Source organism: Shewanella mytili (assembly GCF_046765975.1).
Lineage (GTDB): Bacteria > Pseudomonadota > Gammaproteobacteria > Enterobacterales > Shewanellaceae > Shewanella > Shewanella mytili.
This window is the reverse complement of the sequence record NZ_JBKOUD010000016.1, coordinates 1-21638: the sequence shown is the minus strand read 5'-3', so window position 1 is coordinate 21638 and position 21638 is coordinate 1. Positions and strand designations below refer to the sequence as shown.

Genomic DNA, 21638 nt, shown 5'->3' with positions numbered 1-21638 from the left:
CAGCTAGCATCGATAATCATCATCCAGCAGCGATTTTCAGGTAACTGCCCATGACTGACATCACCCAACGGACGGTACTCATCACCGGTGCGGCTTCCGGCATCGGCTTGCTGATGGCGCAGCATTTTGCCCGGGAAGGCGCTGCCAAGGTGGTGCTGTGGGACATGAATAACGCCGCGCTGCAACAGGCGCTCAACAGCTTGCAAAAAGGGGTTGGTCAAGCGCGGATTTACGGCTGGCAGCTGGATATTACCCAGCCAACGCAAGTGATGGCCATACTGCAACAGATGCAGGAAGCCGGAATCGAGGTGGATATTCTGGTTAACAATGCCGGCATAATTGTGGGCAAACAGTTTACCGAGCACACCGCAGCGGACATCAACCGCACCATGGCGGTGAACACCCTGGCCCCCATGCAGTTATGCCGCGAGCTGCTGCCGCACATGTGCCGCCAAGGCCATGGGCACATTGTCAATGTTTCCTCGGCAGCCTCACTGGTGGCCAATCCTGGCATGTCGGTTTACTGCGCCAGCAAATGGGCCACCACGGGTTGGTCAGACTCCCTGAGACTGGAACTGCAGTCTCAGCAGCCCGGGATCAAGGTGACCACTGTCATGCCTTACTATATCAGTACCGGCATGTTCGCCGGGGTGCAATCAAGGCTGCTGCCCATTCTCAAACCTGAATATGTGGCAATGCGTATCGTAAAGGCGGTGAAGCAGGATAAAACCCTGCTGAAAATGCCGCGCCTGCTCCACTTCTTGCCGCTGTTTCAGGGATTGCTGCCCCAAGCCTGGTTTGATGTGGTGGTGGGCCAGTGGCTGGGCATTTACCATACCATGGACCACTTTCGTGGGCGCCCGCCCCGGGACGATTAGCCGTTAACCCCCAGCGCAAAGGCGTTTTTAATGCCTTCAATCACCATGCCGGTACCAATCACCGCCACAATCAGCCCCATCAACCGGGTGATGACTCCCATGGCCGCCCGGCCAATGTACCGGATAAAGCGCTCGCCAAAAATAAACAGCAGATAGGTGATCAGGCACAAAAGGCCAAAGGCCAGGATGATGAAGCTGATATTCACCAGCCCGCCGTCTGCCGACAGGTTCATGGCAGTGGTGATGGTGCCGGGCCCTGCCAGCATGGGCATGGCCAGCGGGAAAGTGGCCGGGTCGTCTTCGCTGGCATCGTTGGGAATGGCATTATCCAGACTGTGAGGATAATGCATCCGCGAATGCCGCCCCTGCAACATGTTGATGCCAATCAGAAAAACCAGACAACCCCCGGTAATGCGAAACGCATCCATGTTAAGGCCGAAAAGGCCGAAAATCATTTTGCCCGCCACTGCAAAGGCCAGCACGATAATGAACGACTGGATCACCGCCCGCTGGGCGATTTCCACCCGATGCACCGAACTGACGCCTTCGGTTAACCCGAGGAACACCGGGGTATTGGCAATGGGATTCATAATGGCGAAAAACGCCATGAAGGCCGTGACAAAGTGCAGAAACAGTGCGTCCATCAACAGATCATTTCAGTAGGGGGCAAGAGGCGCTATGTTAGCAAGTCGTTATGGGCTTTTCAGCCATGTTTTCCACAAAAAACACGACCTGAATCACTGCTGATGAAATTGCCGGGGAAAATATGCCCGTTGCCGCCAGCGCCCGCCTTGCCGCCATGTTTTTGTATGTCAGCACATGTTAATCTAACGCCCCATCACTGAGACAAGCCGTCCCTACCCAACGGCCCCGGGGTGGTTGACTCAGGACAAAGGGAGACGTGATGTATTCTGAGCAGTTGATGATGTTGCTGGCGGTGCTTGAGCGGGCGGCACTGATGTTAATGGCGCTGTTTTTACTCACCCGCAGCCAGCGTTTTCAGCAGATTTTCCAGAAAAAAGACCGCCATCCCTGGGAGTTGGGGCTGGTTTCCCTGCTCTTTATCTGTTTTGCCGTGTTCAGTACCTATACCGGCATTCATGTGGCCGGCTCGCTGGTGAACGTGCGCATTATCGCCATTATTGCCGGCGGTCTGCTGTTTGGCCCAGCGGTCGGGATCCCCGCGGGCATTGTGGCCGGCATTCACCGTTACCTGATTGACATTGACGGCCCCACATCCATTCCCTGCCTTATCACCAGCATTACCGCCGGGGTTTTGTCCACCTGGATGTATTTTCGCTGTAAACGGGAAAACCTGTGGTTTTGGGGCATTATTGGCGGCATGTTGTGCGAAGGCCTGACCATGCTGCTGATTGTGCTGCTGGCGCCTGACATCGCCCAGGGCTGGAACATTGTCAAGGCCATCGCCTTCCCGATGATTTGCGGCACCATCTGCATTGGCCTGATTGTGCAGCTGGTACAGAATCTTGATGATGAAAAAGAACGCATTGCCGGTCAGCACGCCAAGTTGGCACTGGACATTGCCAGCCGCACCTTGCCGTTTTTCCGGGAAAACAACCACAGCGGCCTGCACAGCGTATGCCGCATCATACGCGAGCACATCAATGCTGATGCGGTAGCCATTACCGATACCGATAACGTACTGGCCTATGTGGGCCATGCAGAAGCCGATTACTGGCAACACTATCACGGCATGAGCAGCGTTACCCGCCGCGCCGTGGACAGTGGCCGGCTAATCATCAACAACGGCATTGATTATGCGGATTTCCATTCGCTGATGATTGTGCCGCTGACCGAAAACAATCAAGTCACCGGCACCTTGAAAATCTACTATTGCCACGAAGGGCGCATTACCGACTCCCTGAAAGAGATGGCCATCGGTTTGGCCCACGTGATCTCCACCCAGATTGAAGCCGCCCGCAGCGACCAGCTCAAGCAGATGGCGGCCAAGGCGGAATTTTCAGCCCTGCAAAACAAAATCAATCCCCACTTTTTGTTCAACAGCCTCAACGCCATCTCCTCCTTGATCCGCCTGCGCCCGGACGAAGCCCGTCAGCTCATTTCAAATCTGGCAGATTTTTTGCGCTACAACCTCAAACGCAATGAGGAGCTGATTGACATTCAGGAAGAGCTGATACAGGTACGCGATTACGTGGCCATTGAAAAAGCCCGCTTTGGCCAGAAACTCACGGTGATATTTGATGTGGACGATGTGCATGTAAAAGTACCGGCCCTGCTGTTGCAGCCCCTGGTGGAAAATGCCATTTTGCATGGCATTCAGCCCATCCGCGGCAATGGCGTGGTGACCATTGCCATTAAACAACGCCCCCGGCAGGTGCAAGTGACCGTGCACGACACCGGAAAAGGCATTGACGAGTCCGTTATTGATGGCCTGTATAACGGCCAGGTGCCCAGCAACCATATCGGCCTGATGAATGTGCATGAACGGGTAAAACTGCTGTACGGCAAAGGACTGAACATCCGCCGCTGCGAACCCGGCACTGAAGTTTCTTTTATGATTACCCGTTAATGGTGACACCAAAATGAAAGCAATTATTGTGGAAGACGAACCCCTGGCGCTGGAAGAACTGCTGTATATCATTGAAAAACACAGCCAGTTACAGGTGGTGGCAACCTTTCAGGACGGGCTGGATGCCTTTAAATACCTGCAGCAACAGCAAGTGGATGTGGCCTTTTTAGACATCAACGTGCCCTCCATTGACGGCATGTTACTGGCCCGCAACATTCATCAGTTTGCCAAAAAGCCCCATATCGTCTTTACCACCGCCTACAAGGACTTTGCCGCCGAGGCCTTTGAAATCGAAGCGTTTGATTACATTCTCAAACCCTTTAACGAAAGCCGTATCCAGGGCGTGCTGCAAAAACTGGAAGCCACCACAAAAACCAGTACGCCTGCTGCCCCCGCATCCCCGCCGTCCACCGCCAACACCCCGTTAAGCAATACGGTTAACCTGTACAAGGGGGAGCGCATTTGCGTCACCAGCATCAGCGCCATCTACTATATGGCCGCCGCCGAAAAACAAACCCGGGTGTTTACCGCCGATGACGAATTTGTGGTGCCATTGACCATCAGTGAATTCATCGAAAAACTGCCCGACGCGCAGTTTTTTCGCTGCCATCGCTCCTACTGCATCAACCTGTCAAAAATCCAGGAGATCATCCCTTGGTATAACAGTACCTATCTGGTGAAACTTGAGGGCATAGAGCAGCAATTACCCGTCAGCCGCAGCCGCATTCGCGAGTTTCGCGAGCTCATGAGGCTGTAAAATCGCAGGCAAAAATGCAGGCGGCTAAACGTTATAAAAACCAATACTGACAGTATTGTTGCAATTAAGACGAAGCCGCAATGTAAGACGGAGACATGCCAAACCTTGTTATCCGCAGCAGAGTGTTTCTCGCAAAATCGGTATTCCTTGGTAATATTGAACACATAACATTGCCCATAGACAGCAATGCTTAATAAAGCCAAAAGCAATGCTGCAAATAGGCGCGCGGCTTGACCTGGTTATTTTTCATAACTGCACGGGTTTTAACCAAAGACTAATGAATGCTGCGCCCACGCTCAGGGAATTAGCCACTAGCAGCCAGAGAAATGCTTTACTTTTAAACCTGAACTCAGAAAAAAACCACTTCTTATAGACAGCGCCCTCAAGTAACCCATTAACCAGGAAGCCAAGAACGAAGGTGGCACCCCATGTAATTGGATTAAATGTGCCCCAGCTAAAAGTCCAGTTTATGACTGAGCCTGGGAATAGCTCCCAGACTATGCCTGCCAAAGGTATTAACACTATACCTGCAATAGCAGAAACAGCATTTGCTGATGTGGTCGCTATGACCGCTTTTTTTGTTGGGAAAGTAAAAAGCCATTTTACAAAGAAAAACTCAACCAACAGACCGAGACCAATTGCCCACCACGAAAAAAGCCGTGTTTCCAAATAAAGTGCCGGCCAAACAACATTTGCGTAAGCCGCAGTCGGTAAAAGACACAATATAAATATTAATGACCTACGCACTATTGCTCCTTGAAATGTAACCCCCTATCTAGGGATAGCCAACAATACCGTAAAACGTCAATAGGCCACCGTAAATGCCAAACACTTTCTTGGCCTTGCATTTAGTGCTCACTCAACATCAGGATACGTGCAATTACTTGCCCGGTAAACGGCAATCCGAGTATGGCTGTTTAGCAGCTAAGGAAGATAAAAAAGACCCCATCATAGATGGGGCCAAAAGTGCCTGCGAGTGAAAATGTGGGTTATGCCCGAGAGGCAGTACGGGCAGGAGTTTTAATCACCAGCGACAGCAACAACGACAACATGAGCAAACCGAGGATCACACTGAACGTGGCACTAAAGCTGCCAAGGGCGGCGGCAATCAGGGAGCCGCACAGACTGCCGATGCCAAAGCCAAGATAGATGGCGCCATAGTTCTTGGTGAGATTGTTCAGTCCGAAGAAGTCACTCACCAGTGAAGGGTAAACGGTAATGGTGCCGCCAAAACTGAAGGCGATGCATCCCAGTGCCAGATAAAAATTCACCATGTTCATTTCGGTCAGCAGCAAAATGGCCATGCCTGCAAGGCTGGATAACAGCGCCAGCGACACCACGCGAATGCAGGGCATTTTGTCGGACAATACGCCCAACACCAACCGCCCAGCCAGATTGGCCATGGCGATAACGGCAACCGCATTGGCGGCAATCGAGAACGACAACCCGGCATACTGCTCACCAATGTCTTTTGCCACGCCAATCACATACAAGCCGCTCATGCACACGGTGAGGAAAATCAGCGCCAGCATCCAGAACTGCGGGCGGGCCACCGCTTGCGCCAGGGTAAAGTCATTGGATTGCTGCTGGCCATTGGCGCTTTGTTGCGGGGCATCGGTCATCAACAAGCCGCCGCCAACCACCATCACGGTGGCAATGGCGCCCCAGAACAAAAAGGTGGAATTCAGCCCTGCATGTTCCAGCAACGCCAAATTAATGTATTTGAAACCCAAACTGCCCAAGCCGTAAGCCCCGATGGACAGTGCGGAGATGGCGCCTTTGCGCTCCGGAAACCAGCGCACGCAGTTGGACAGGGTCAGCAAATACCCGGTGCCATCGGCAAACCCCAGCAACAGCCCGGCGCACAGGTACAGCATCGCCACACTGCTGGCCTGTGCGGTGAGCAGCAATCCCAGCCCCATCATCAAACCGGCGGCAACGGTGACTTTGGTCACCCCGAAACGTTCCTGCATTTTGCCTGAAATGGAAGATGCCAGCGCCAGGGACAAACTCAAGATCCCGAATGAAAACGCCACATTGTCCACCGGCACATTCAGCTTATCGGCAAGCCCGGCGTTAAACAGGCTCCAGGTATACACCGAGCCCAGGGCAAACTGCGCAATCACAGTGCCGATTAATGTGAGTATTCTAAGCCGGGCAACCGATACCATCTGCGGCTGTTGGCAGGAATAGTTTGCCAGGGAAATCGTTTGATTAGCGCTCATAACATACACCTCGCAACCGGACATCATTCATTGAAATTCATTGGGTACAACCCTAATAAAACCCGTCTGGCGGGCATGAACAATAGTCAGGATGAAAGATAAAATGAGCGGTAATCAGGCAGGAATGAAATGCAAATAACGCGCATGAGTTGCAATTAAGGAATGGCTAAAATAATGTTTTCCCGGTTGTCAGGCATTTGCTGAGCACTGGCGGCTATCGCGATGAGATGGGGAGTCAAATGCCAGCGAGGGGGTAACGGCACAAGGTTACAATCCAATGGGTATGAACTGAATACGGCGTCAAGCAACAGCATTGACGGGATCATGAATCAAGGCGGGATGGAGCATCCGGGATTTCATGGCCGCGTGGCTGTCAGGCAGAAAACCCCAACACCAGATAACCGCCAAACAGGGCGATGAGCCAGCCGCCACTCTGAAGCAGGCGCTTGCTGCGGTCAATGCCGATAAGCAACCGGCCGGTGAAAATGCCCAGCGACTGCAAAATCAGCGCACCGGCAAACAACCCGGCCAAATAGGCAAACGGCAGCGCCCCCTCCGGCATCATCCTGCCGTGTTCATGGCCGTAAAACAGCGCGAAAATCCCCACGATGGCCATGGCAAATGACACGGGCATTTTCCGGTTCAGGGCAATGATGCCGCCCAAGGCCAACACCCCAAAGGCCAGCACCAGATCGCCACTGAAAAACGGTACATCCAGCACGCCAACCACACCACCAAGGCTCATGAAAAATAGAAAAGCGGTAGGGATAAGGCAAAAAAAACCGCGCTCCAGCAAGGTGCAGAACAGGCCGACACTAAACGCTATCAATATGTGGTCAATGCCCTGAAAGGAATGTTGCAAACCATAACTGAAGCCATCACTCCCCCCCATGGCCTTGGCAACAACAGGAAAGCTGATGCTCAACATCAGCAACAGAACCACACGGTAAACAAAGGAAGGCAATCTCGACCTCAGCACCAATATCACTACTGCACATGTAACGTAATGATAAAGTATTTGTTACACAAATGATAACCAAAGCTGAGGCATTGCTTAAAAATCAACGCTGGGTCATGGTTTGCGCACCCGGCAGGGGCGGCATGCCCCTATAACAGTTGCTGCAGTTGCGTGATGGCCGATATTTGCAAATGGGGTAACAGCGGGCCACTGTGTTTGGGCGTGGTTCGCCCATAACCGGGGTTAAGCCAAACCGCCTGACAACCGGCAAGGCGGGCGCCCTGCACATCGGTCAGCGGGTGATCGCCCACATGCAACAACTGGGATGGTGCAATGGCCAAGCGCTGAGCAGCCAAAGCAAACAGATCCGGATAAGGCTTCATCCTGATGCCATTGCCCGGATGCAGCACAACCGCCAAAACATCCCCAAGCCCGATGGCCTGCTCATTCACATTGCCGTTGGTAATGCCGATGAGCGGCCAGCGCTCGGCCAATTGTGCCAACAATGCCAACACACCGTCCGCCACCCGAAAGTGACTGCGCTGTGAGGCAAAATAACCCAATCCGGCTTCAGCGCCTTCAGCGGCCAGGCGGGCGGAATACCCCAGCACCCCCAGCCCATGTTGCAACACCGCCAGCCGGGTGGCGGAGGTGTCATGCACCAGCTGGGGCTGCGCACTCAATACCTGCTTTTTGAGCTGACGCCAGTCATCCCGTGACCAGTTGGCCGCTAACGGATAATGCTCGGCCAGCCACGCCAACAGGGCATCTTCCGCTGCTGCCATGATGGGCTTGTTGTTGTAAAGGGTGTCATCAAGATCAAAACTGATGGCTTGAAACGGTGCCAACCGCATAAAACTTTGCATCACATGTCCCGGTTATTTGTCTTTTTTGGCATGGGGATGGGCACGGTCGTACACCTGGGCCAGATGCTGAAAATCCAGACTGGTATAGATTTGCGTGGTGGCCAGATTGGCATGTCCCAAAAGTTCCTGTACGGCCCGCAAGTCGCCACTGGATTCCAGCATGTGGGTGGCAAATGAGTGGCGCAGCTTGTGGGGATGCACCCGTCCGGCAATCACCTGTTGCTGCCCCCAATAGGCCAAACGCGCCTGGATGCTGCGGTGGGCCAGCCGCCGACCTTTGGCGCTGACAAACAAAGCATTATCTTCACAGGCAATCTGCTGCCGGTAATCAAGCCATACCTTAATGGCGGCAATGGCTACGGAACCTACGGGCAGCAACCGCTCCTTGGCCCCCTTGCCCAGCACCCGCACTTGCGCCTGGCATAAATCCAGATGCTCCAAATCCAGCGCTGCCAACTCCGCCAAGCGCAAGCCGCTGGAGTAAAACAGCTCCATTATGGCTTTATCCCGGGCACTGATGGCATCGGTCACCTCAATCTCCAGCAGATGGCTGACACTGTCAGTGTCCATGTTTTTAGGCAGGGGTTTGGCTTGCTTGGGGGCGGATAACAGCTTGGCCGGGTTACTGTGAATGGCATCTTCACGCAACAGGAAGTTGAAAAACTGCTTTTGTGCCGACAGGCTCAGCGACAGACTGCGGGGACTGAGCCCACGCCGGTGCAGTTTTGCCAAAGCCCCCTGCAGCTGATTGTACTGCACCTCCTCCCAGCGGCTTACCTCCGGCAACAAGCTGGCAATACGGCGCAATTCGGTGAGGTAATTGCGCACGGTATAGGGCGAGAGCTGGCGTTCGGCACTTAAAAACCGTGCAAACGCGCTTACCCAGTGGGAGGCGCTTAGGGCATTCATGGCTACAGCTTAGGCAACAGGTGATCCAGTAATTGCCGCACCTGCTCCAGTAACATGCTGTCCATCTCCGGATGGAAATGGGTGACATCCTCGCTGGCCATGGCAAAAATCACCTGGCCATTGTCTTCTGACAGCCGAGCCAGAGACACCGAGCCCACATCAGCGCCAAACAGGCGGTGGGATTCCTGATGGGTCAAACGCCCGAAGTAATACCCCTGTTTCAGCCGCTTATGCCAAATGGCCGACAGCTCCGAGTCAATATCGTGCACGGTTATCAGGCGTACATGGCTGAACTGAAATGCCTGTTTGAGCTCACTGGTGAGCACTTGGCGCAGTTCGCCGATATCCTCACAATCGAGTAATTTGCGGCACAACTGGGTATTGAAACGGTAAATCTGCTCATTGCGGCTGGCCATGGACATCAGCGAGGTGATCTCCTCTTCCAGCTGATGCACCCGGTGGCGCAACAACTCCTGGCGTTTTTCCACCAACGAGACGGTGCCCCGCTCGCCGTGAGGCATGGCCAGGGTAAGTAACAACTCCGGATAACGTTCAAAAAAATCCGGATTATCGGCCAGGTATTCTCTTATCACAGCTTCGTCAAAAGGTGCATCCATCGTTTTTTGCATGTCTGTCTTCATGGTGACTGTTTCGGTCATAACTGTATTTGTCCGTCGTACACCTGCTCTGCCGGGCCGGTCATCCATAATGGCTTGCCTTCCCCGTCCCAGTTGATGGTCAGCGTGCCACCGGGAAGATCCACCCGCACGGTTTTACCCAGTTTTCCCTGCAACTGCCCCACGGCAACGGCAGCGCACGCGCCACTGCCACAGGCAAGGGTTTCCGCCGCCCCGCGTTCATACACCCGCAACTTGATGTAACCGGCATTGACCACCTGCATGAACCCCACATTGACCCCTTTGGGAAAACGTTCATGTTTAGTGAGCATAGCACCTAACTGATGCACGTCCGTGGTGGCCACATCTTCCACTTCAATCACGCAATGGGGATTGCCCATGGAGATGGCGCCGCATAAAAAAGTCTGGCTGTCGGCCTGTATCAAATAGGTCTTTTCCGCTTTTTTGGCCTTAAACGGGATCCGGCCGGGATCGGTAATCGGCACCCCCATGTTGACCGTTACGCTGCCGTCACGCTCCAGGCGCAGGGTCATTTTCCCGGCCGAGGTGCTGACACGGATTTTCTGTTTGGTGGTCAAGCCTTTATTACGTACAAACCGGGCAAAACAACGGGCACCGTTGCCGCATTGTTCCACTTCACTGCCATCCGCATTAAAAATGCGGTAATGAAAGTCCAGATCCGGATCATAAGGGGGCTCAACCAGCAGCAGCTGATCAAAGCCTACCCCGAAGTTACGGTCGGCCAAGCGCCGGATCTGCTCCGGAGAAAAGAACACGTTCTGGGTGACGCCATCCACAACCATGAAGTCATTGCCCAGACCATGCATTTTGGTGAACTGAATCAATCTTGCTCCTTGTCGCCACTGGCGCAAAAGGGTACTGGGGCTAGTTTACGGCAGCAGGTGTTCGCCTTGCCACAGTTGTGGCAGATTTTCGCGTTCACGCACAACATAATGGTTGTCACCGTCCACCATAATCTCGGCCGCCCGCGGGCGGGTATTGTAGTTGGATGACATCACGAAACCGTAAGCGCCACTGGAGCGCACCGCCAGCAAATCCCCTGGGCGAATGGACAACTCCCGGGATTTCCCCAAAAAGTCACCGGTTTCGCATACCGGCCCAACCACGTCATACACTTGCGGTTCGCTGCGATACTGGCGTACCGGAATGATTTTTTGCCAGGCGCCATAGAGCGACGGGCGGATCAAGTCATTCATGGCACCATCGACAATGGCAAAATGCTTGCCTGCATTTTCCTTGAGGTACAAAACTTCGGTGACAAAAATACCCGCATTGGCGGCAATGGCGCGCCCGGGTTCAAAAATCAGCTGCAAATCGCGCCCCTGCAGTTTTTCCATCAGGGCGGCTGCGTACACATTGGGCATGGGCGGGTTTTCCGCATCATAGGTCACCCCAAGGCCGCCGCCCACATCCAGGTGGCGGATAACAATGCCTTTGGTGGCCAAGCGCTCAATTAACGCCAGCACCCTATCCATGGCATCCAAAAACGGTTGCAGCTCCGTCAGTTGCGAACCGATATGGCAATCCACCCCTTTTACCTGCAAATAAGGCAGTTCCATGGCGCGGGCAAAGGCGGCATCGGCATCACTCATGGCAATGCCGAACTTGTTTTCTTTCAATCCGGTCGAGATGTAAGGATGGGTGCCGGCATCCACATCCGGATTTATCCGCAACGATACCGGCGCCTGGGTGTTCAGTGCCGCTGCCACGTCATTGAGTTGCTCCAGCTCTGCCAGGGATTCCACATTAAAGCAATAAATGCCCAGCTCCAGTGCCATTTTCATTTCAGCAGCGGTTTTCCCCACCCCGGAAAAAACCACTTTTGCCGGATCGCCACCGGCGGCCACAACCCGCGCCAGCTCGCCGCCGGACACAATGTCAAACCCGCTGCCAAGGCGCGCCAGCACATTCAGCACCGCCAGGTTGGCATTGGCCTTTACCGCATAACAGATAAGGTGGGGATGCTCGGCAACGGCGGAGTCAAAGGCGTGCCAGTGGCGCTCCAGCGTGGCTCTGGAATAGATGTACAGCGGCGTACCGTACTGAGTTGCCAATTCGGCCACACTGCAATCTTCGGCAAACAGATGCTTGTCGCGGAAATTAAAATAATCCATGGGGCCTCACTTTGACTGTGGTGACGGTGGTACAGGTGCCGGTTGCACCGCTTGTGCCTGATTGGCTGTGGGCGCTGGGCTTTTGTATAACGGGCCTTTTTGACCGCAAGCGGTCAGCAACAGGCCTGTAAGGGTCAGGGCAATAAGCAGTTTCATTTCCATCAACATCTGTGCAGGAGATTTACAATGGTCTTATAATCGCATTCATCTTAATGAAAGCAAAGGACAGAAATTGCATGGCCATGACAGACACCGAATATCACCAGTTGGTTGATAATATGTTCGATATAATCGAAACCGCAGTGGAAGACGCCATTGATAATGCAGATGCGGACGTGGATATTGATGCCAGTGGCAATGTGTTGCAGCTGGAATTCGCCGACGGCTCCAAGATTGTGATTAACAAACAGGAACCGTTGCATGAAATCTGGCTGGCAACCCCCACCGGCGGATATCACTTCGGTTATGTGAATGGCCAATGGCTGGATGGACGCAACAACAATGAATTTTTGCCTTTCGTGCAAACGGCCATCGCCCAGCAAAGTGGCTTGCAACTGTCGTTCTAATTGAGCATCAGCCCACACGCCCCTCGACGTAGGGGCGTATATCTCCCCCAGACAAGCACTTAAAATTCTGACTGATCATGCTCTGACGCCACCCCGAAAGGCACCGCCACAATATTGTGTTCTTCATCCTGCAACATGAAAAACTGCGGGAAATTAAAACGGTCGCGCATGTTCTGGATGGTGCCAAAGGCATAATGACGGGTAAGCTGGGAGACCAGTTCACTGACATCCACATTGGATTGCACGTAGTGTCCCAGTTGATTGGCCTCATCCAGCACAAACACGTCCAGCGAGTTATCCCGGTGTCGCAAGAAATACTGCAGTATGCCCTTGACGGCAAAATCCCGGATCACCTGAGGCACGGCCACCCGTTTGGTTTTATCCTCAATGGCGCTGTCTGCCAATGGCTGCAATTCGCCGCGCACCAGCTGCTGGTACAGGGAGGTGACATCAGACAAATCCCGGTAACTCATGCCTTTGGCATCAAAAAACAGGCCGTAGCGTTTGTCTCGCAATTGCAACGGCTGCACCAGGGTTCTGCCGTCCCGGGCATCCCGAATGAGGTGATAAATCTGTTTCAGTATCCGGCGCAGGCCATGCTCCAGTTGGGGGCGGATTTTTTTTGAAGCGCTGACCACATCCAGCTCCACCTTACCCAGACTGCGTTTCAGCCCCGGCGCCACATGGCTCACCAGCTCCAGCAATGCCTGCTCGCCGTGAAAACCGTGGCAGTGCCACTCGCCCCAGGAGTTAAGGCTGATAAGATGAATGCTGCCCAACAAGCACCGTTGCTGCTGCCCTACCGACAACAGGTTGCTGTCCAGCAAGTCCAGCATAATGCCCTGCCCCAGCCAGTCGGCGGTGGGGTCTTGATCCATGTTGAGCAATAACAACAACTTGCGGTAATGCCATGGTTGGCATAAGTCCATTTTGGACACCCGCCAATGGCGGTTTGCCAAATGGGGCAGCAGGCGTCTGGCCACGCGGCGCAAACGCCGCCCACGGGCCCGGCTGCGGCCGTATTCATGCCAACGGGTATGATGATCACACACGCCGTTGAGGCATGCCCAGGCAATCACGGCAGCGGTATTGATGGTCTGGTAAATGGCCACTTCACCCAAAAACTGTTTGGGCTCTGGCGGCAAACGGTACAAATAGCTTTTGGCGTCAGTGCTACTGCGGATCACCGTTAAATGGTTTTCCGCCAGACTGCGGCTCCACAACGGGTTCAATAACAGAATTTGCTGCTCGTTGTCACTGAAATAGGTATGCAGTTTACGGGTCAGCAGCCCCAGGTCTTCTATTTTGAAATGTTCGCTCAAGCTATGGGTGGAGGCAAAGCGCAGCAAAGTCTGATAACTCACCAGCATCAGCTCATTAAGCTGGGCGTTAAACCACTGCAGCTCGCCACTATGCCACTGCTCGCAGTGATCCAGTGTCAGTACCAGGCTGTAGGGCCACTCCCAGTCCAGCACCATTTTGCGCAGCTGGGCATAACGCCAGTCCTGCGCTTGCTGGGGGTTGCTAAGCTGGATGCCGCATTTCAGATACAGGCAACGCCGGGCGATTTCCAGCCGCCGGGTGTCCCCAATCCGCTTGAGGTAGCGTTCAATCACCTGATACAGCAACAGATAAGGATCATTGGCAATGGAAAAATCGCCTGCCAGACTCTTGTCCCAAATGGCATCGGTAATCAGGCAACTGCCGGGATAATTGCTGGCGTAGGCTTCCAGCAGCAACACCTTCAGCAAGGCCTTGTGGGGTTTTTCCAGCCCTTTGTATAGTTGCCACAGTGATGCCCCGAAATATTCGTTTGCCGGCAGCTGGTGCACATCCCCAAAAAACAGGTGCCGTTCATCCGCTTTTGCGCCCGGCCACCAAGCAACGGGTTTACCGGCCAGACGAATGTGGCTACGATAAAATTCTTCCAGCAACAGCCAGTGTTGCGCGCTGCCGCTGTGTTCCTGCCCCAGCACTTCCCATTCGTTTTGAATGCGCTCGTGATAATCGCGGCTAAATTGGGTGGGATGCACCAGGTAAAAGTTCACCTCAAACTCGAATCCGGCAAACCAGTTGGTCAGCATCCGGCTTTTCTGCTGCAAACGCGCAATGGCTTTGGCATCAAGGCTGCTGTCGTAAACCAGCCAGACGTCCACATCACTTTTCGGATGCTGCCCGAAACTGGCGGTGCTGCCCATGGCATACACCCCTTCCAGGCAAGGAGCAATGGGCTGCTCTTCTTCAACATCTTCAAATTTGAACAGTGCCAGCGCCGCCAGATGACGGGCATCCGTGCGAAACGCTTTTACACCATGAGGCGTCGCCTCGCCGTTATAGCCGGGCAAGGACTGATGGTGGTGATGCATCAAATAAGCTATCAGCGTAAAAAGCTGTCGGTGTAATGGAGGGAATAACGCCTGTGCCCGCTCCAGCCGCATACAATTAAGACGCTCGGCAATCTCGGCTTTTTGCTGGGTGAAGTCGATCATCCGGATCATTATTTAACCCTATGCGTAATGAGGCAACATGCTAACACTTTTCACACTATGAGCAAACAATGAGAGATTGATCACAAAATTAGCCGATAAATAACGAGTTTGATTTCAAAGATTGAGCAATGACGCGTGCCATTATTTTTTCGGCAATGTTAGCATTGCTGCATTTACACTCTGTGACGGAAAAATTCGGGCATGTCTGAAAATTGTATTCGCATTGCAACACGTAAAAGTCCGCTGGCCATGTGGCAGGCTGAATTTGTTAAGGCTGAGTTGGAAAAAATCCATCCGGGATTGGTGGTTGAGTTATTGCCCATGAGCACCAAGGGTGATGTCATTCTTGATACACCATTGGCGAAAGTGGGCGGTAAGGGACTGTTCGTAAAAGAGCTGGAAGTTGCCATGCTGGCAGGACAGGCCGACATTGCCGTGCACTCCATGAAAGATGTTCCCGTGGAATTTCCTGAAGGCTTAGGCCTTGAGGTCATCTGTAAACGTGAAGACCCCCGCGATGCGTTTGTCTCCAATAAATACCAGCATATTGAAGAGCTGCCCCAGGGCGCGGTTGTGGGTACTTCCAGCCTGCGCCGCCAATGTCAGTTGCGGGAGCGACGTCCTGATCTCGTCATCAAGGATCTGCGGGGCAATGTGGGCACGCGCCTAAGCAAACTGGATGCCGGTGAGTATGACGCCATCATTCTGGCAGCCGCGGGGCTTATCCGCCTTGAACTGCAAGAACGTATTGCCAGTTTCATTCCGGCAACAGATTCGCTGCCCGCCAACGGCCAGGGAGCGGTAGGCATTGAATGCCGCACCGACGATGCCCGGGTTAAAGCCCTGCTGGCACCGTTGGAGCACAAAGAAACCCGCCACCGGGTATTGGCGGAGCGCGCCATGAATACCCGTTTGGAAGGTGGTTGTCAGGTGCCTATTGGTGCTTATGCCGAAATTACCGGCGATGACATGCTGCTGCGGGGGCTGGTGGGTAATCCCGACGGCTCGCAGGTGATCCGCGGTGAAGTTAAAGGCCATAAACAAGATGCGGTTGCTTTGGGAAATGCATTGGCAGAAGATCTATTGTCAAAAGGCGCCAAAACCATTCTTGATGCGGTTTATGGTGAACTCTGAGCGCCCATGAGAGTGCTCCTCACCCGTCCTTCGGGACGTAACCAGTCCATGGAAGATGCCCTGCGCCAGCGGGGCATCCCCTCATTGACCACGCCACTGCTGGCCGTGGAGCCCTTGAGTAACCCTGAGGGTGAAACCCTGTTTCATCAGGCCGATATCATCATCTTTATCAGTACCAATGCGGTGGAGTTCGCTCAACAGGCAATCGGTAAACCCTGGCCCGCCAATAAACACTATGTGGCGGTGGGTGAAGCCACCTGCAACGCACTTTCCCGTCTTGGCATCAAGGTACTATCTGCCCCTAAAGCATTGCAGCAAACCGAAGGGTTATTAACCCTGGCCGAACTGCAACCTGCGGCGGTGAACCAGCAACAGCTCCTGATTGTGCGCGGTCAGGGCGGCCGGGAAGATTTGGGCGAGGCCCTCAGGCAACGGGGAGCAAAACTTAGCTATTGGGAAGTCTACCGGCGCACCTGCCCTGCCTATGACCCACGGCAATTATGCCAACGCTGGCAGGAATTTGGCATTGATACCATTGTGCTGACCAGTGGTGAAGTGCTGCAAAATCTGTTAACACTGCTGCCAAAAGAGTATTTTCCTTGGTTGCAGGCATGTCATATTATAGTGCCCAGTATCCGGGTAGAGCGCCAGGCGCTGACAGCGGGATTGCCCCGAGTAACCAATGCTGCAGCAGCCAACAGCCAAGCCGTGCTCAAAGCACTGGCGCTGTAACACATCGCTGCCCTTCATTGTTCAAGGACTGTTTTTATGGACAACAAAAAGCCACAGGACGGGACCCATTTGCCCGTTGCATCAGAGATAGCACAGCCCGAAGCAGTAACCGCAGCCACCCCTCCAGCGCCATCGAAAGCAGGAGACGCCGCAACAGAGGCAGCGCCGGATAACACCTCAGCAGACTGTCAAGATGCCCTTGATGACCAAGGGCCAGCAGCAGACAAGAACACTTTTGCCACCAGTGGCCACGCGACAGACAAAACGCCGCCGAACAGCCCAAATGCCGGCGATGCCAACACACAACCGCCACAAAGCAGTAGCTCACGTTTACGCCTGCTTTTACTGTGCACATTGATGCTGGCATTACTTGCCAGTATGGCCTGTGGCTATTTGTACTGGCAAATGCAGCAGCAATCCCAACAACTTTCGGCGACAGCGACCTCATTGCAACAAGCCTTGCAGGCCCCCAAAGCGCGTATTGCCAGCTTAGCGGAGCAATTGCAGCAATCCAGCCAAACCAATGACACGCAACAACTTACCCTAGAGCAACTCCAGCAAGACCAACAGCAATTGCAGGAGAAGATTGCCACATTGGCCCAGCGCCATCCCAACCACTGGTTGGCTGCAGAAGCTGAATATCTGGTACGCATCGCAGGGCGCAAACTCTGGCTGGAAAAAGATCCACAAACCGCAGCCGGACTATTAAAAGCCGCAGATGAACGCATTGCAGCCATGCAGGAGCCGTCATTAACACCGCTGCGCAAGGCCTTGGCTTTGGACATTGCCAATGTTCAGGACATCAAAAACGTGGATGTTGCCGGCACGGTGTTCACCCTTGACGGTGTTATCAGCAAACTGTCCAAAATGCCACTGCGCCAGTTAACCGCCAGCAAAACGGCAACCGACAATGCACAGCAAATGACAGACTCCGTCACCGACTGGAAAACCAATCTGGCTAAAACCTGGAAAGCCCTGACAGCGGATTTTTTCACCATCCGCAAAATTGATACGGATATTGCCCCGTTGCTGTCACCCAAGCAGTCCTGGTATCTGGAAGAAAACATCCGCAATAAACTGCTGCAGGCCCAGTTGGCACTTTATCAGTACAACGCCCTTAATTACCGGCAATCCATCACCATGGCCCGTAATTGGATCCAGCAATACTATGATCTGGACAATGCCCAGACCCAGGAAGTGTTACAGGCCCTTGCTGCATTATCAGATTTGACCCTTGACCCCATCAATGTGCAGCAATTTAATGCCAGCGCCCAACTGAAACAGCTGGTGACCTATGGACGACTGGTGCCGATGGCGGAGGCACAACAATGATCCGAGCGTTGGTTTATCTGCTGATTATTCTTGCGGGTCTTTGCATCAGCCCCTTTATCGTGGGAAAAAGCGGTTACGTTTATGTGGCCTTCCTCGACTGGCAACTGGAAACCACCGTCACCTTTGCCATTATTGCCCTGGTGGTGTTTTATGGCGCGCTGCAGTTACTGGAATGGTTACTGGTGGGGCTGTTTAACCTGATATTAAGCAGCCGCTACCTGCCACAGCGCTGGCGCCGGAATGCGGCCAGGAAACACACGCTGGTAGGGGCGCTGGCACTGGCAGAGGAAGACTGGCCAACCGCCGAACGCGCCATGCGAAAAGGCGCCGAGCAAGGGGAGCTTCCGGCGCTCAATTATCTGGCCGCCGCCAGAGCCGCACAGCATCAGCTCAACATTGAGGCCCGGGACGGTTATCTTGATAAAGCCGCCTTGCTGCCAATGGCACAAACTGCAGTGACCACCACACGAATCCGCTATTTGTTGCAACAAGGCGAGCTGACACAGGCACGGCAATTACTGGATGCCCTCAAACCCGACAGCAAAAGCAAAGCTCCCATTCTTAAGCTGGCAGCTGAGCTGTACCAACTGCAACAGGACTGGCAGTCCCTTAAATTGCTGTTGCCGGCGCTCAGTAAACGCAAAGTGTTTGCCAATGATGCACTGCAACAACTCACGGTAAAAGTGAATGTGGCCCTGCTTGAACAAGCCGCAAACAGTAGTGAGCAAGCGCTGAATAAATGCTGGCACTGGCTTAGCCGTGCAGAAAAAAATGCCGATGCCAACATTGCCGCTTACGCCAGGGGGCTGGATAAACACAACCAGCACGATAATGCCGTCAAGCTACTGAGCAAGCATCTCCGAAAGGAAGCCTCCAGCATCATTCTGGAAACCATCGCCCAAGTGTGGCAAACAGAAGATAACGAATTATTAACATTACTGCAGAAACTACAGCCAAAATTAGAGAAACATGCAGACTATCAACGCTGCATGGCCACAATTTATGAAAATAAACGTGATATTGCTGCAGCAATAACCGCCCGGGAAGCATTATGCAAACTGTTACCCAAAGCTGATTATTGGCGGGCATTGGGCCGACTACAGGAACAATTGGGTGATAATCTGGCAGCATTAAACAGTTACAAGCAAGCCAGCAAAAACCTATAAAAATAATGCGTTAGTTCCTTAATTTCATAAAACCGCCGCAAATGGCGGTTTTTTCATGCCAAATCAGCATTGCTGCATTTTTCACCCGCAACAAAAGAAATAATCTTTATACCCCTTTTTTAACCCACTAATTATAAACTAAATTTTATAACGCTCATTGCCACAATGCCGTCATAAAAAATACATAAAAGGGTTATTTATCACCCTGTTTTATAATGATTTTTTACATGTCAATAAATTGACACAGCTTAACTAATCGCCTAAAATTTTTGTATAGCTGTAAAAAGACGCTCTAGACTTTATAGGCATCTCTAACAAATCATTATCAATTCAGACAGGCCATCTTGGACGACCTGTAGCGGGGCAGTGGATAGTATGAATACCGTAATTACCCAACAAGACAGTCAAATCATCAATGTGAATGGACAAATTGCTGTAGTTATTAACGGTGAACAGCGCTTGGTAAAAGAAGGTGAATTCATCCCCAAAGGGGCTGAACTCATTCTGAATGAGAACGCCAGTGCAAATTTGATCCAGCCAGACGGCAACACGATTGCGGTAAATGGTGTGGAACAAACCGATGAGGTTGCCACTGCCGCCACAGCTACAGATGCTGAAATCCAACAATTACAAGCCCTGATTGCCGCCGGGGAAGATCCCACTGCCGCCCTGCCTGAAACCGCCGCCGGTACAGAGCTCGCCAACAACGGCAACTCCGGCTATGTTTCCGTTTCCCGTGACGGTGCTGAAGTGCTGGCCAGCTCTGGTTATGATACTGCAAGCTTTACAACCGATACGACAAACACGCCCGATACCATCCAGGTAATACCTAGGCTAACACTACCAGCTAGCACCGTCACCCTGGACGCTCCGGCGGAAGTGAGTGAAGGCGGCAGCATTACCTACACGGCGTCGGTCGACAATGCCCCACAAACCGATCTGGTACTGACCCTGTCCAACGGCGCCAGCATCACCATTGCCGCCGGACAAACCTCCGGCACCGTCACCGTTGATGCACCGACGGATGATGTCTATCTGGACGGTGAAACCCTCACGGTCAATGTCACTGGATCAGCTGGCGGCAACTATGAAGAGCTGGATCTCGGCAACAGTGTCGACACGACGGTCAATGACACCCTCGATACCACCACCGTCACCCTGGACGCTCCGGCGGACGTGAGTGAAGGCGGCAGCATTACCTACACCGCCACGGTCGACAATGCCCCACAACAAACCGATCTGGTACTGACCCTGTCCAACGGCGCCAGCATCACCATTGCCGCCGGCCAAACCTCCGGCACCGTCACCGTTGATGCACCGACAGATGATGTCTATCTGGACGGTGAAACCCTCACCGTCAGCATCACCGATGCCCAGGGCGGCAATTACGAAAACCTGGACAGCAGCGACACCGCCTCGACCCAGGTCAATGACACCCTCGATACCACCACCGTCACCCTGGACGCTCCGGCGGACGTGAGTGAAGGCGGCAGCATTACCTACACCGCCACGGTCGACAATGCCCCACAACAAACCGATCTGGTACTGACCCTGTCCAACGGCGCCAGCATCACCATTGCCGCCGGCCAAACCTCCGGCACCGTCACCGTTGATGCACCGACAGATGATGTCTATCTGGACGGTGAAACCCTCACCGTCAGCATCACCAATGCCCAGGGCGGCAATTACGAAAAGTTGGATACCAGTGATACAGCTTCCACACTGGTAAATGACACTACCGACACAGTTTTTGCCCAGATCAGCGTAGACAAATCCAGTGTCACTGAAGGTGGCGAAATCACTTATACAGTTACAGTGACTTTGGTCGATGCCAGCGGTAACTCGGTAACCCTTCCTAGTGGTGCTTCGGTTAGCGTTTCTCTTGATTGGAGTGGTTCCGCATCTGCAGCAGATGTTGATACCTTACCTCCAAGCGTAACCATTAGCGGAGATAGCCAGCAAAGCTTTACAGTAAATACCATCAACGATGGTATTTATGAAAATAGCGAAAATCTAAACGTCACCATCAGTGGTGTTACTGATGTTGATAATAGCCTTGAACAACTGGAGATAAGCGCCAACAACAGCGCCAGCACCACCATTCTTGACGCCCAGGATGCACCTATCGTAACAAGCATTATCGGTGACACCGTGGTCGAAGGCGCTGCCAACACTTTCACCGTCAACCTGAGCAACACCGCCAGCAGCGACACCACCCAGACGCTGACACTGGCCGGCAATACCGCCACCAAAGGCGTGGACTTCAGCGATACCGAAGTCACGGTCACCATCAACGGGACAG

20 protein-coding genes are annotated in these 21638 nt (G+C 53.3%); 9 read left to right on the top strand and 11 right to left on the bottom strand.

The features are described 5' to 3' along the window. The first annotated feature begins 50 nt into the window (after positions 1-50). The gene (locus tag ACIDEJ_RS13410; protein ID WP_411988569.1) at positions 51-878 is read left to right on the top strand and encodes an SDR family oxidoreductase; all 828 of its coding nucleotides are present in this window, start codon (positions 51-53) and stop codon (positions 876-878) included. Here the strand turns inward: ACIDEJ_RS13410 and ACIDEJ_RS13405 are convergent. After that, on the bottom strand, positions 875-1522 hold the full coding sequence (locus ACIDEJ_RS13405; protein WP_411988568.1) for a MarC family protein: 648 nt from the start codon (positions 1520-1522) through the stop codon (positions 875-877). The genes ACIDEJ_RS13410 and ACIDEJ_RS13405 overlap by 4 nt on opposite strands. A gap of 260 nt (positions 1523-1782) precedes the next feature. On the opposite strand from ACIDEJ_RS13405, the gene ACIDEJ_RS13400 reads away from it, so the two are divergent. Together ACIDEJ_RS13400 and ACIDEJ_RS13395 are read left to right on the top strand one after the other, a co-directional pair. After that, a complete protein-coding gene (locus tag ACIDEJ_RS13400; protein ID WP_411988611.1) occupies positions 1783-3429 on the top strand; it encodes a LytS/YhcK type 5TM receptor domain-containing protein in 1647 nt (548 codons plus the stop codon). A gap of 13 nt (positions 3430-3442) precedes the next feature. Beyond that, the gene (locus ACIDEJ_RS13395) at positions 3443-4186 is read left to right on the top strand and encodes a LytR/AlgR family response regulator transcription factor (protein ID WP_411988567.1); all 744 of its coding nucleotides are present in this window, start codon (positions 3443-3445) and stop codon (positions 4184-4186) included. 246 nt (positions 4187-4432) lie between these two features. Here ACIDEJ_RS13395 and ACIDEJ_RS13390 read toward each other — a convergent pair whose 3' ends face one another. From ACIDEJ_RS13390 to lptM, 9 genes are all read right to left on the bottom strand, one after another. Continuing rightward, entirely contained in the window at positions 4433-4933 is a 501-nt protein-coding gene (locus tag ACIDEJ_RS13390; protein WP_411988566.1) for a hypothetical protein, read from the bottom strand. 242 nt (positions 4934-5175) lie between these two features. Next, positions 5176-6357 carry an MFS transporter gene (locus ACIDEJ_RS13385; RefSeq protein WP_411988610.1) on the bottom strand — a complete coding sequence of 394 codons (1182 nt, stop codon included), beginning with the start codon at positions 6355-6357 and terminating at the stop codon, positions 5176-5178. A gap of 427 nt (positions 6358-6784) precedes the next feature. Further along, positions 6785-7339 (bottom strand): HupE/UreJ family protein, encoded by a 555-nt coding sequence (locus ACIDEJ_RS13380; RefSeq protein ID WP_411988565.1) that lies wholly within the window; start codon positions 7337-7339, stop codon positions 6785-6787. A 179-nt stretch (positions 7340-7518) separates the two neighbouring features. Continuing rightward, entirely contained in the window at positions 7519-8235 is a 717-nt protein-coding gene (locus ACIDEJ_RS13375; protein ID WP_411988564.1) for an HAD-IA family hydrolase, read from the bottom strand. 12 nt (positions 8236-8247) lie between these two features. After that, on the bottom strand, positions 8248-9144 hold the full coding sequence (xerC, locus tag ACIDEJ_RS13370) for a tyrosine recombinase XerC (RefSeq protein WP_411988563.1): 897 nt from the start codon (positions 9142-9144) through the stop codon (positions 8248-8250). 2 nt (positions 9145-9146) lie between these two features. Further along, positions 9147-9773, bottom strand: a complete 627-nt coding sequence (locus ACIDEJ_RS13365; RefSeq protein WP_411988562.1) for a DUF484 family protein — start codon at positions 9771-9773, stop codon at positions 9147-9149. 26 nt (positions 9774-9799) lie between these two features. After that, positions 9800-10627 carry a diaminopimelate epimerase gene (gene dapF, locus ACIDEJ_RS13360; RefSeq protein ID WP_411988561.1) on the bottom strand — a complete coding sequence of 276 codons (828 nt, stop codon included), beginning with the start codon at positions 10625-10627 and terminating at the stop codon, positions 9800-9802. A 45-nt stretch (positions 10628-10672) separates the two neighbouring features. Beyond that, positions 10673-11917 (bottom strand): diaminopimelate decarboxylase, encoded by a 1245-nt coding sequence (lysA, locus tag ACIDEJ_RS13355; RefSeq protein ID WP_411988560.1) that lies wholly within the window; start codon positions 11915-11917, stop codon positions 10673-10675. Between the two features lie 6 nt (positions 11918-11923). After that, a complete protein-coding gene (lptM, locus tag ACIDEJ_RS13350) occupies positions 11924-12073 on the bottom strand; it encodes an LPS translocon maturation chaperone LptM (RefSeq protein ID WP_411988609.1) in 150 nt (49 codons plus the stop codon). 80 nt (positions 12074-12153) lie between these two features. On the opposite strand from lptM, the gene cyaY reads away from it, so the two are divergent. Further along, positions 12154-12483, top strand: coding sequence for an iron donor protein CyaY (gene cyaY, locus ACIDEJ_RS13345; RefSeq protein WP_411988559.1), 330 nt, complete (start codon positions 12154-12156; stop codon positions 12481-12483). Positions 12484-12542: 59 nt separating this feature from the next. Here the strand turns inward: cyaY and ACIDEJ_RS13340 are convergent, their stop codons facing one another. Further along, the gene (locus ACIDEJ_RS13340) at positions 12543-14972 is read right to left on the bottom strand and encodes a class I adenylate cyclase (protein ID WP_411988608.1); all 2430 of its coding nucleotides are present in this window, start codon (positions 14970-14972) and stop codon (positions 12543-12545) included. 201 nt (positions 14973-15173) lie between these two features. Between ACIDEJ_RS13340 and hemC the strand changes: the two genes are divergently transcribed. The 5 genes from hemC to ACIDEJ_RS13315 form a co-directional block, all read left to right on the top strand. Then, complete coding sequence (gene hemC / locus ACIDEJ_RS13335) at positions 15174-16106, top strand: hydroxymethylbilane synthase (protein WP_411988558.1); 933 nt, start codon at positions 15174-15176, stop codon at positions 16104-16106. A gap of 6 nt (positions 16107-16112) precedes the next feature. Further along, positions 16113-16838 carry a uroporphyrinogen-III synthase gene (locus tag ACIDEJ_RS13330; protein WP_411988557.1) on the top strand — a complete coding sequence of 242 codons (726 nt, stop codon included), beginning with the start codon at positions 16113-16115 and terminating at the stop codon, positions 16836-16838. A gap of 36 nt (positions 16839-16874) precedes the next feature. Beyond that, complete coding sequence (locus ACIDEJ_RS13325) at positions 16875-18170, top strand: uroporphyrinogen-III C-methyltransferase (RefSeq protein ID WP_411988556.1); 1296 nt, start codon at positions 16875-16877, stop codon at positions 18168-18170. Next, the gene (locus ACIDEJ_RS13320; RefSeq protein ID WP_411988555.1) at positions 18167-19336 is read left to right on the top strand and encodes a heme biosynthesis HemY N-terminal domain-containing protein; all 1170 of its coding nucleotides are present in this window, start codon (positions 18167-18169) and stop codon (positions 19334-19336) included. Before ACIDEJ_RS13325 ends, ACIDEJ_RS13320 begins: the two co-directional genes overlap by 4 nt. A 375-nt stretch (positions 19337-19711) precedes the next feature. Beyond that, positions 19712-21638 (top strand): retention module-containing protein (locus ACIDEJ_RS13315; RefSeq protein WP_411988554.1); only part of this gene is annotated, 1927 nt, incomplete at its 3' end.

Bases quoted from the DNA above. Each gene is read 5' to 3' on its own strand.
- ACIDEJ_RS13410 (WP_411988569.1), top strand. From the start codon at position 51: ATGACTGACATCACCCAACGGACGGTACTCATCACCGGTGCGGCTTCC.
- ACIDEJ_RS13405 (WP_411988568.1), bottom strand. From the start codon at position 1,522: ATGGACGCACTGTTTCTGCACTTTGTCACGGCCTTCATGGCGTTTTTC.
- ACIDEJ_RS13400 (WP_411988611.1), top strand. From the start codon at position 1,783: ATGTATTCTGAGCAGTTGATGATGTTGCTGGCGGTGCTTGAGCGGGCG.
- ACIDEJ_RS13395 (WP_411988567.1), top strand. From the start codon at position 3,443: ATGAAAGCAATTATTGTGGAAGACGAACCCCTGGCGCTGGAAGAACTG.
- ACIDEJ_RS13385 (WP_411988610.1), bottom strand. From the start codon at position 6,357: ATGGTATCGGTTGCCCGGCTTAGAATACTCACATTAATCGGCACTGTG.
- ACIDEJ_RS13380 (WP_411988565.1), bottom strand. From the start codon at position 7,339: ATGTTGAGCATCAGCTTTCCTGTTGTTGCCAAGGCCATGGGGGGGAGT.
- ACIDEJ_RS13375 (WP_411988564.1), bottom strand. From the start codon at position 8,235: ATGCAAAGTTTTATGCGGTTGGCACCGTTTCAAGCCATCAGTTTTGAT.
- xerC (WP_411988563.1), bottom strand. From the start codon at position 9,144: ATGAATGCCCTAAGCGCCTCCCACTGGGTAAGCGCGTTTGCACGGTTT.
- ACIDEJ_RS13365 (WP_411988562.1), bottom strand. From the start codon at position 9,773: ATGCAAAAAACGATGGATGCACCTTTTGACGAAGCTGTGATAAGAGAA.
- lysA (WP_411988560.1), bottom strand. From the start codon at position 11,917: ATGGATTATTTTAATTTCCGCGACAAGCATCTGTTTGCCGAAGATTGC.
- lptM (WP_411988609.1), bottom strand. From the start codon at position 12,073: ATGAAACTGCTTATTGCCCTGACCCTTACAGGCCTGTTGCTGACCGCT.
- cyaY (WP_411988559.1), top strand. From the start codon at position 12,154: ATGGCCATGACAGACACCGAATATCACCAGTTGGTTGATAATATGTTC.
- ACIDEJ_RS13340 (WP_411988608.1), bottom strand. From the start codon at position 14,972: ATGATCGACTTCACCCAGCAAAAAGCCGAGATTGCCGAGCGTCTTAAT.
- hemC (WP_411988558.1), top strand. From the start codon at position 15,174: ATGTCTGAAAATTGTATTCGCATTGCAACACGTAAAAGTCCGCTGGCC.
- ACIDEJ_RS13330 (WP_411988557.1), top strand. From the start codon at position 16,113: ATGAGAGTGCTCCTCACCCGTCCTTCGGGACGTAACCAGTCCATGGAA.
- ACIDEJ_RS13325 (WP_411988556.1), top strand. From the start codon at position 16,875: ATGGACAACAAAAAGCCACAGGACGGGACCCATTTGCCCGTTGCATCA.
- ACIDEJ_RS13320 (WP_411988555.1), top strand. From the start codon at position 18,167: ATGATCCGAGCGTTGGTTTATCTGCTGATTATTCTTGCGGGTCTTTGC.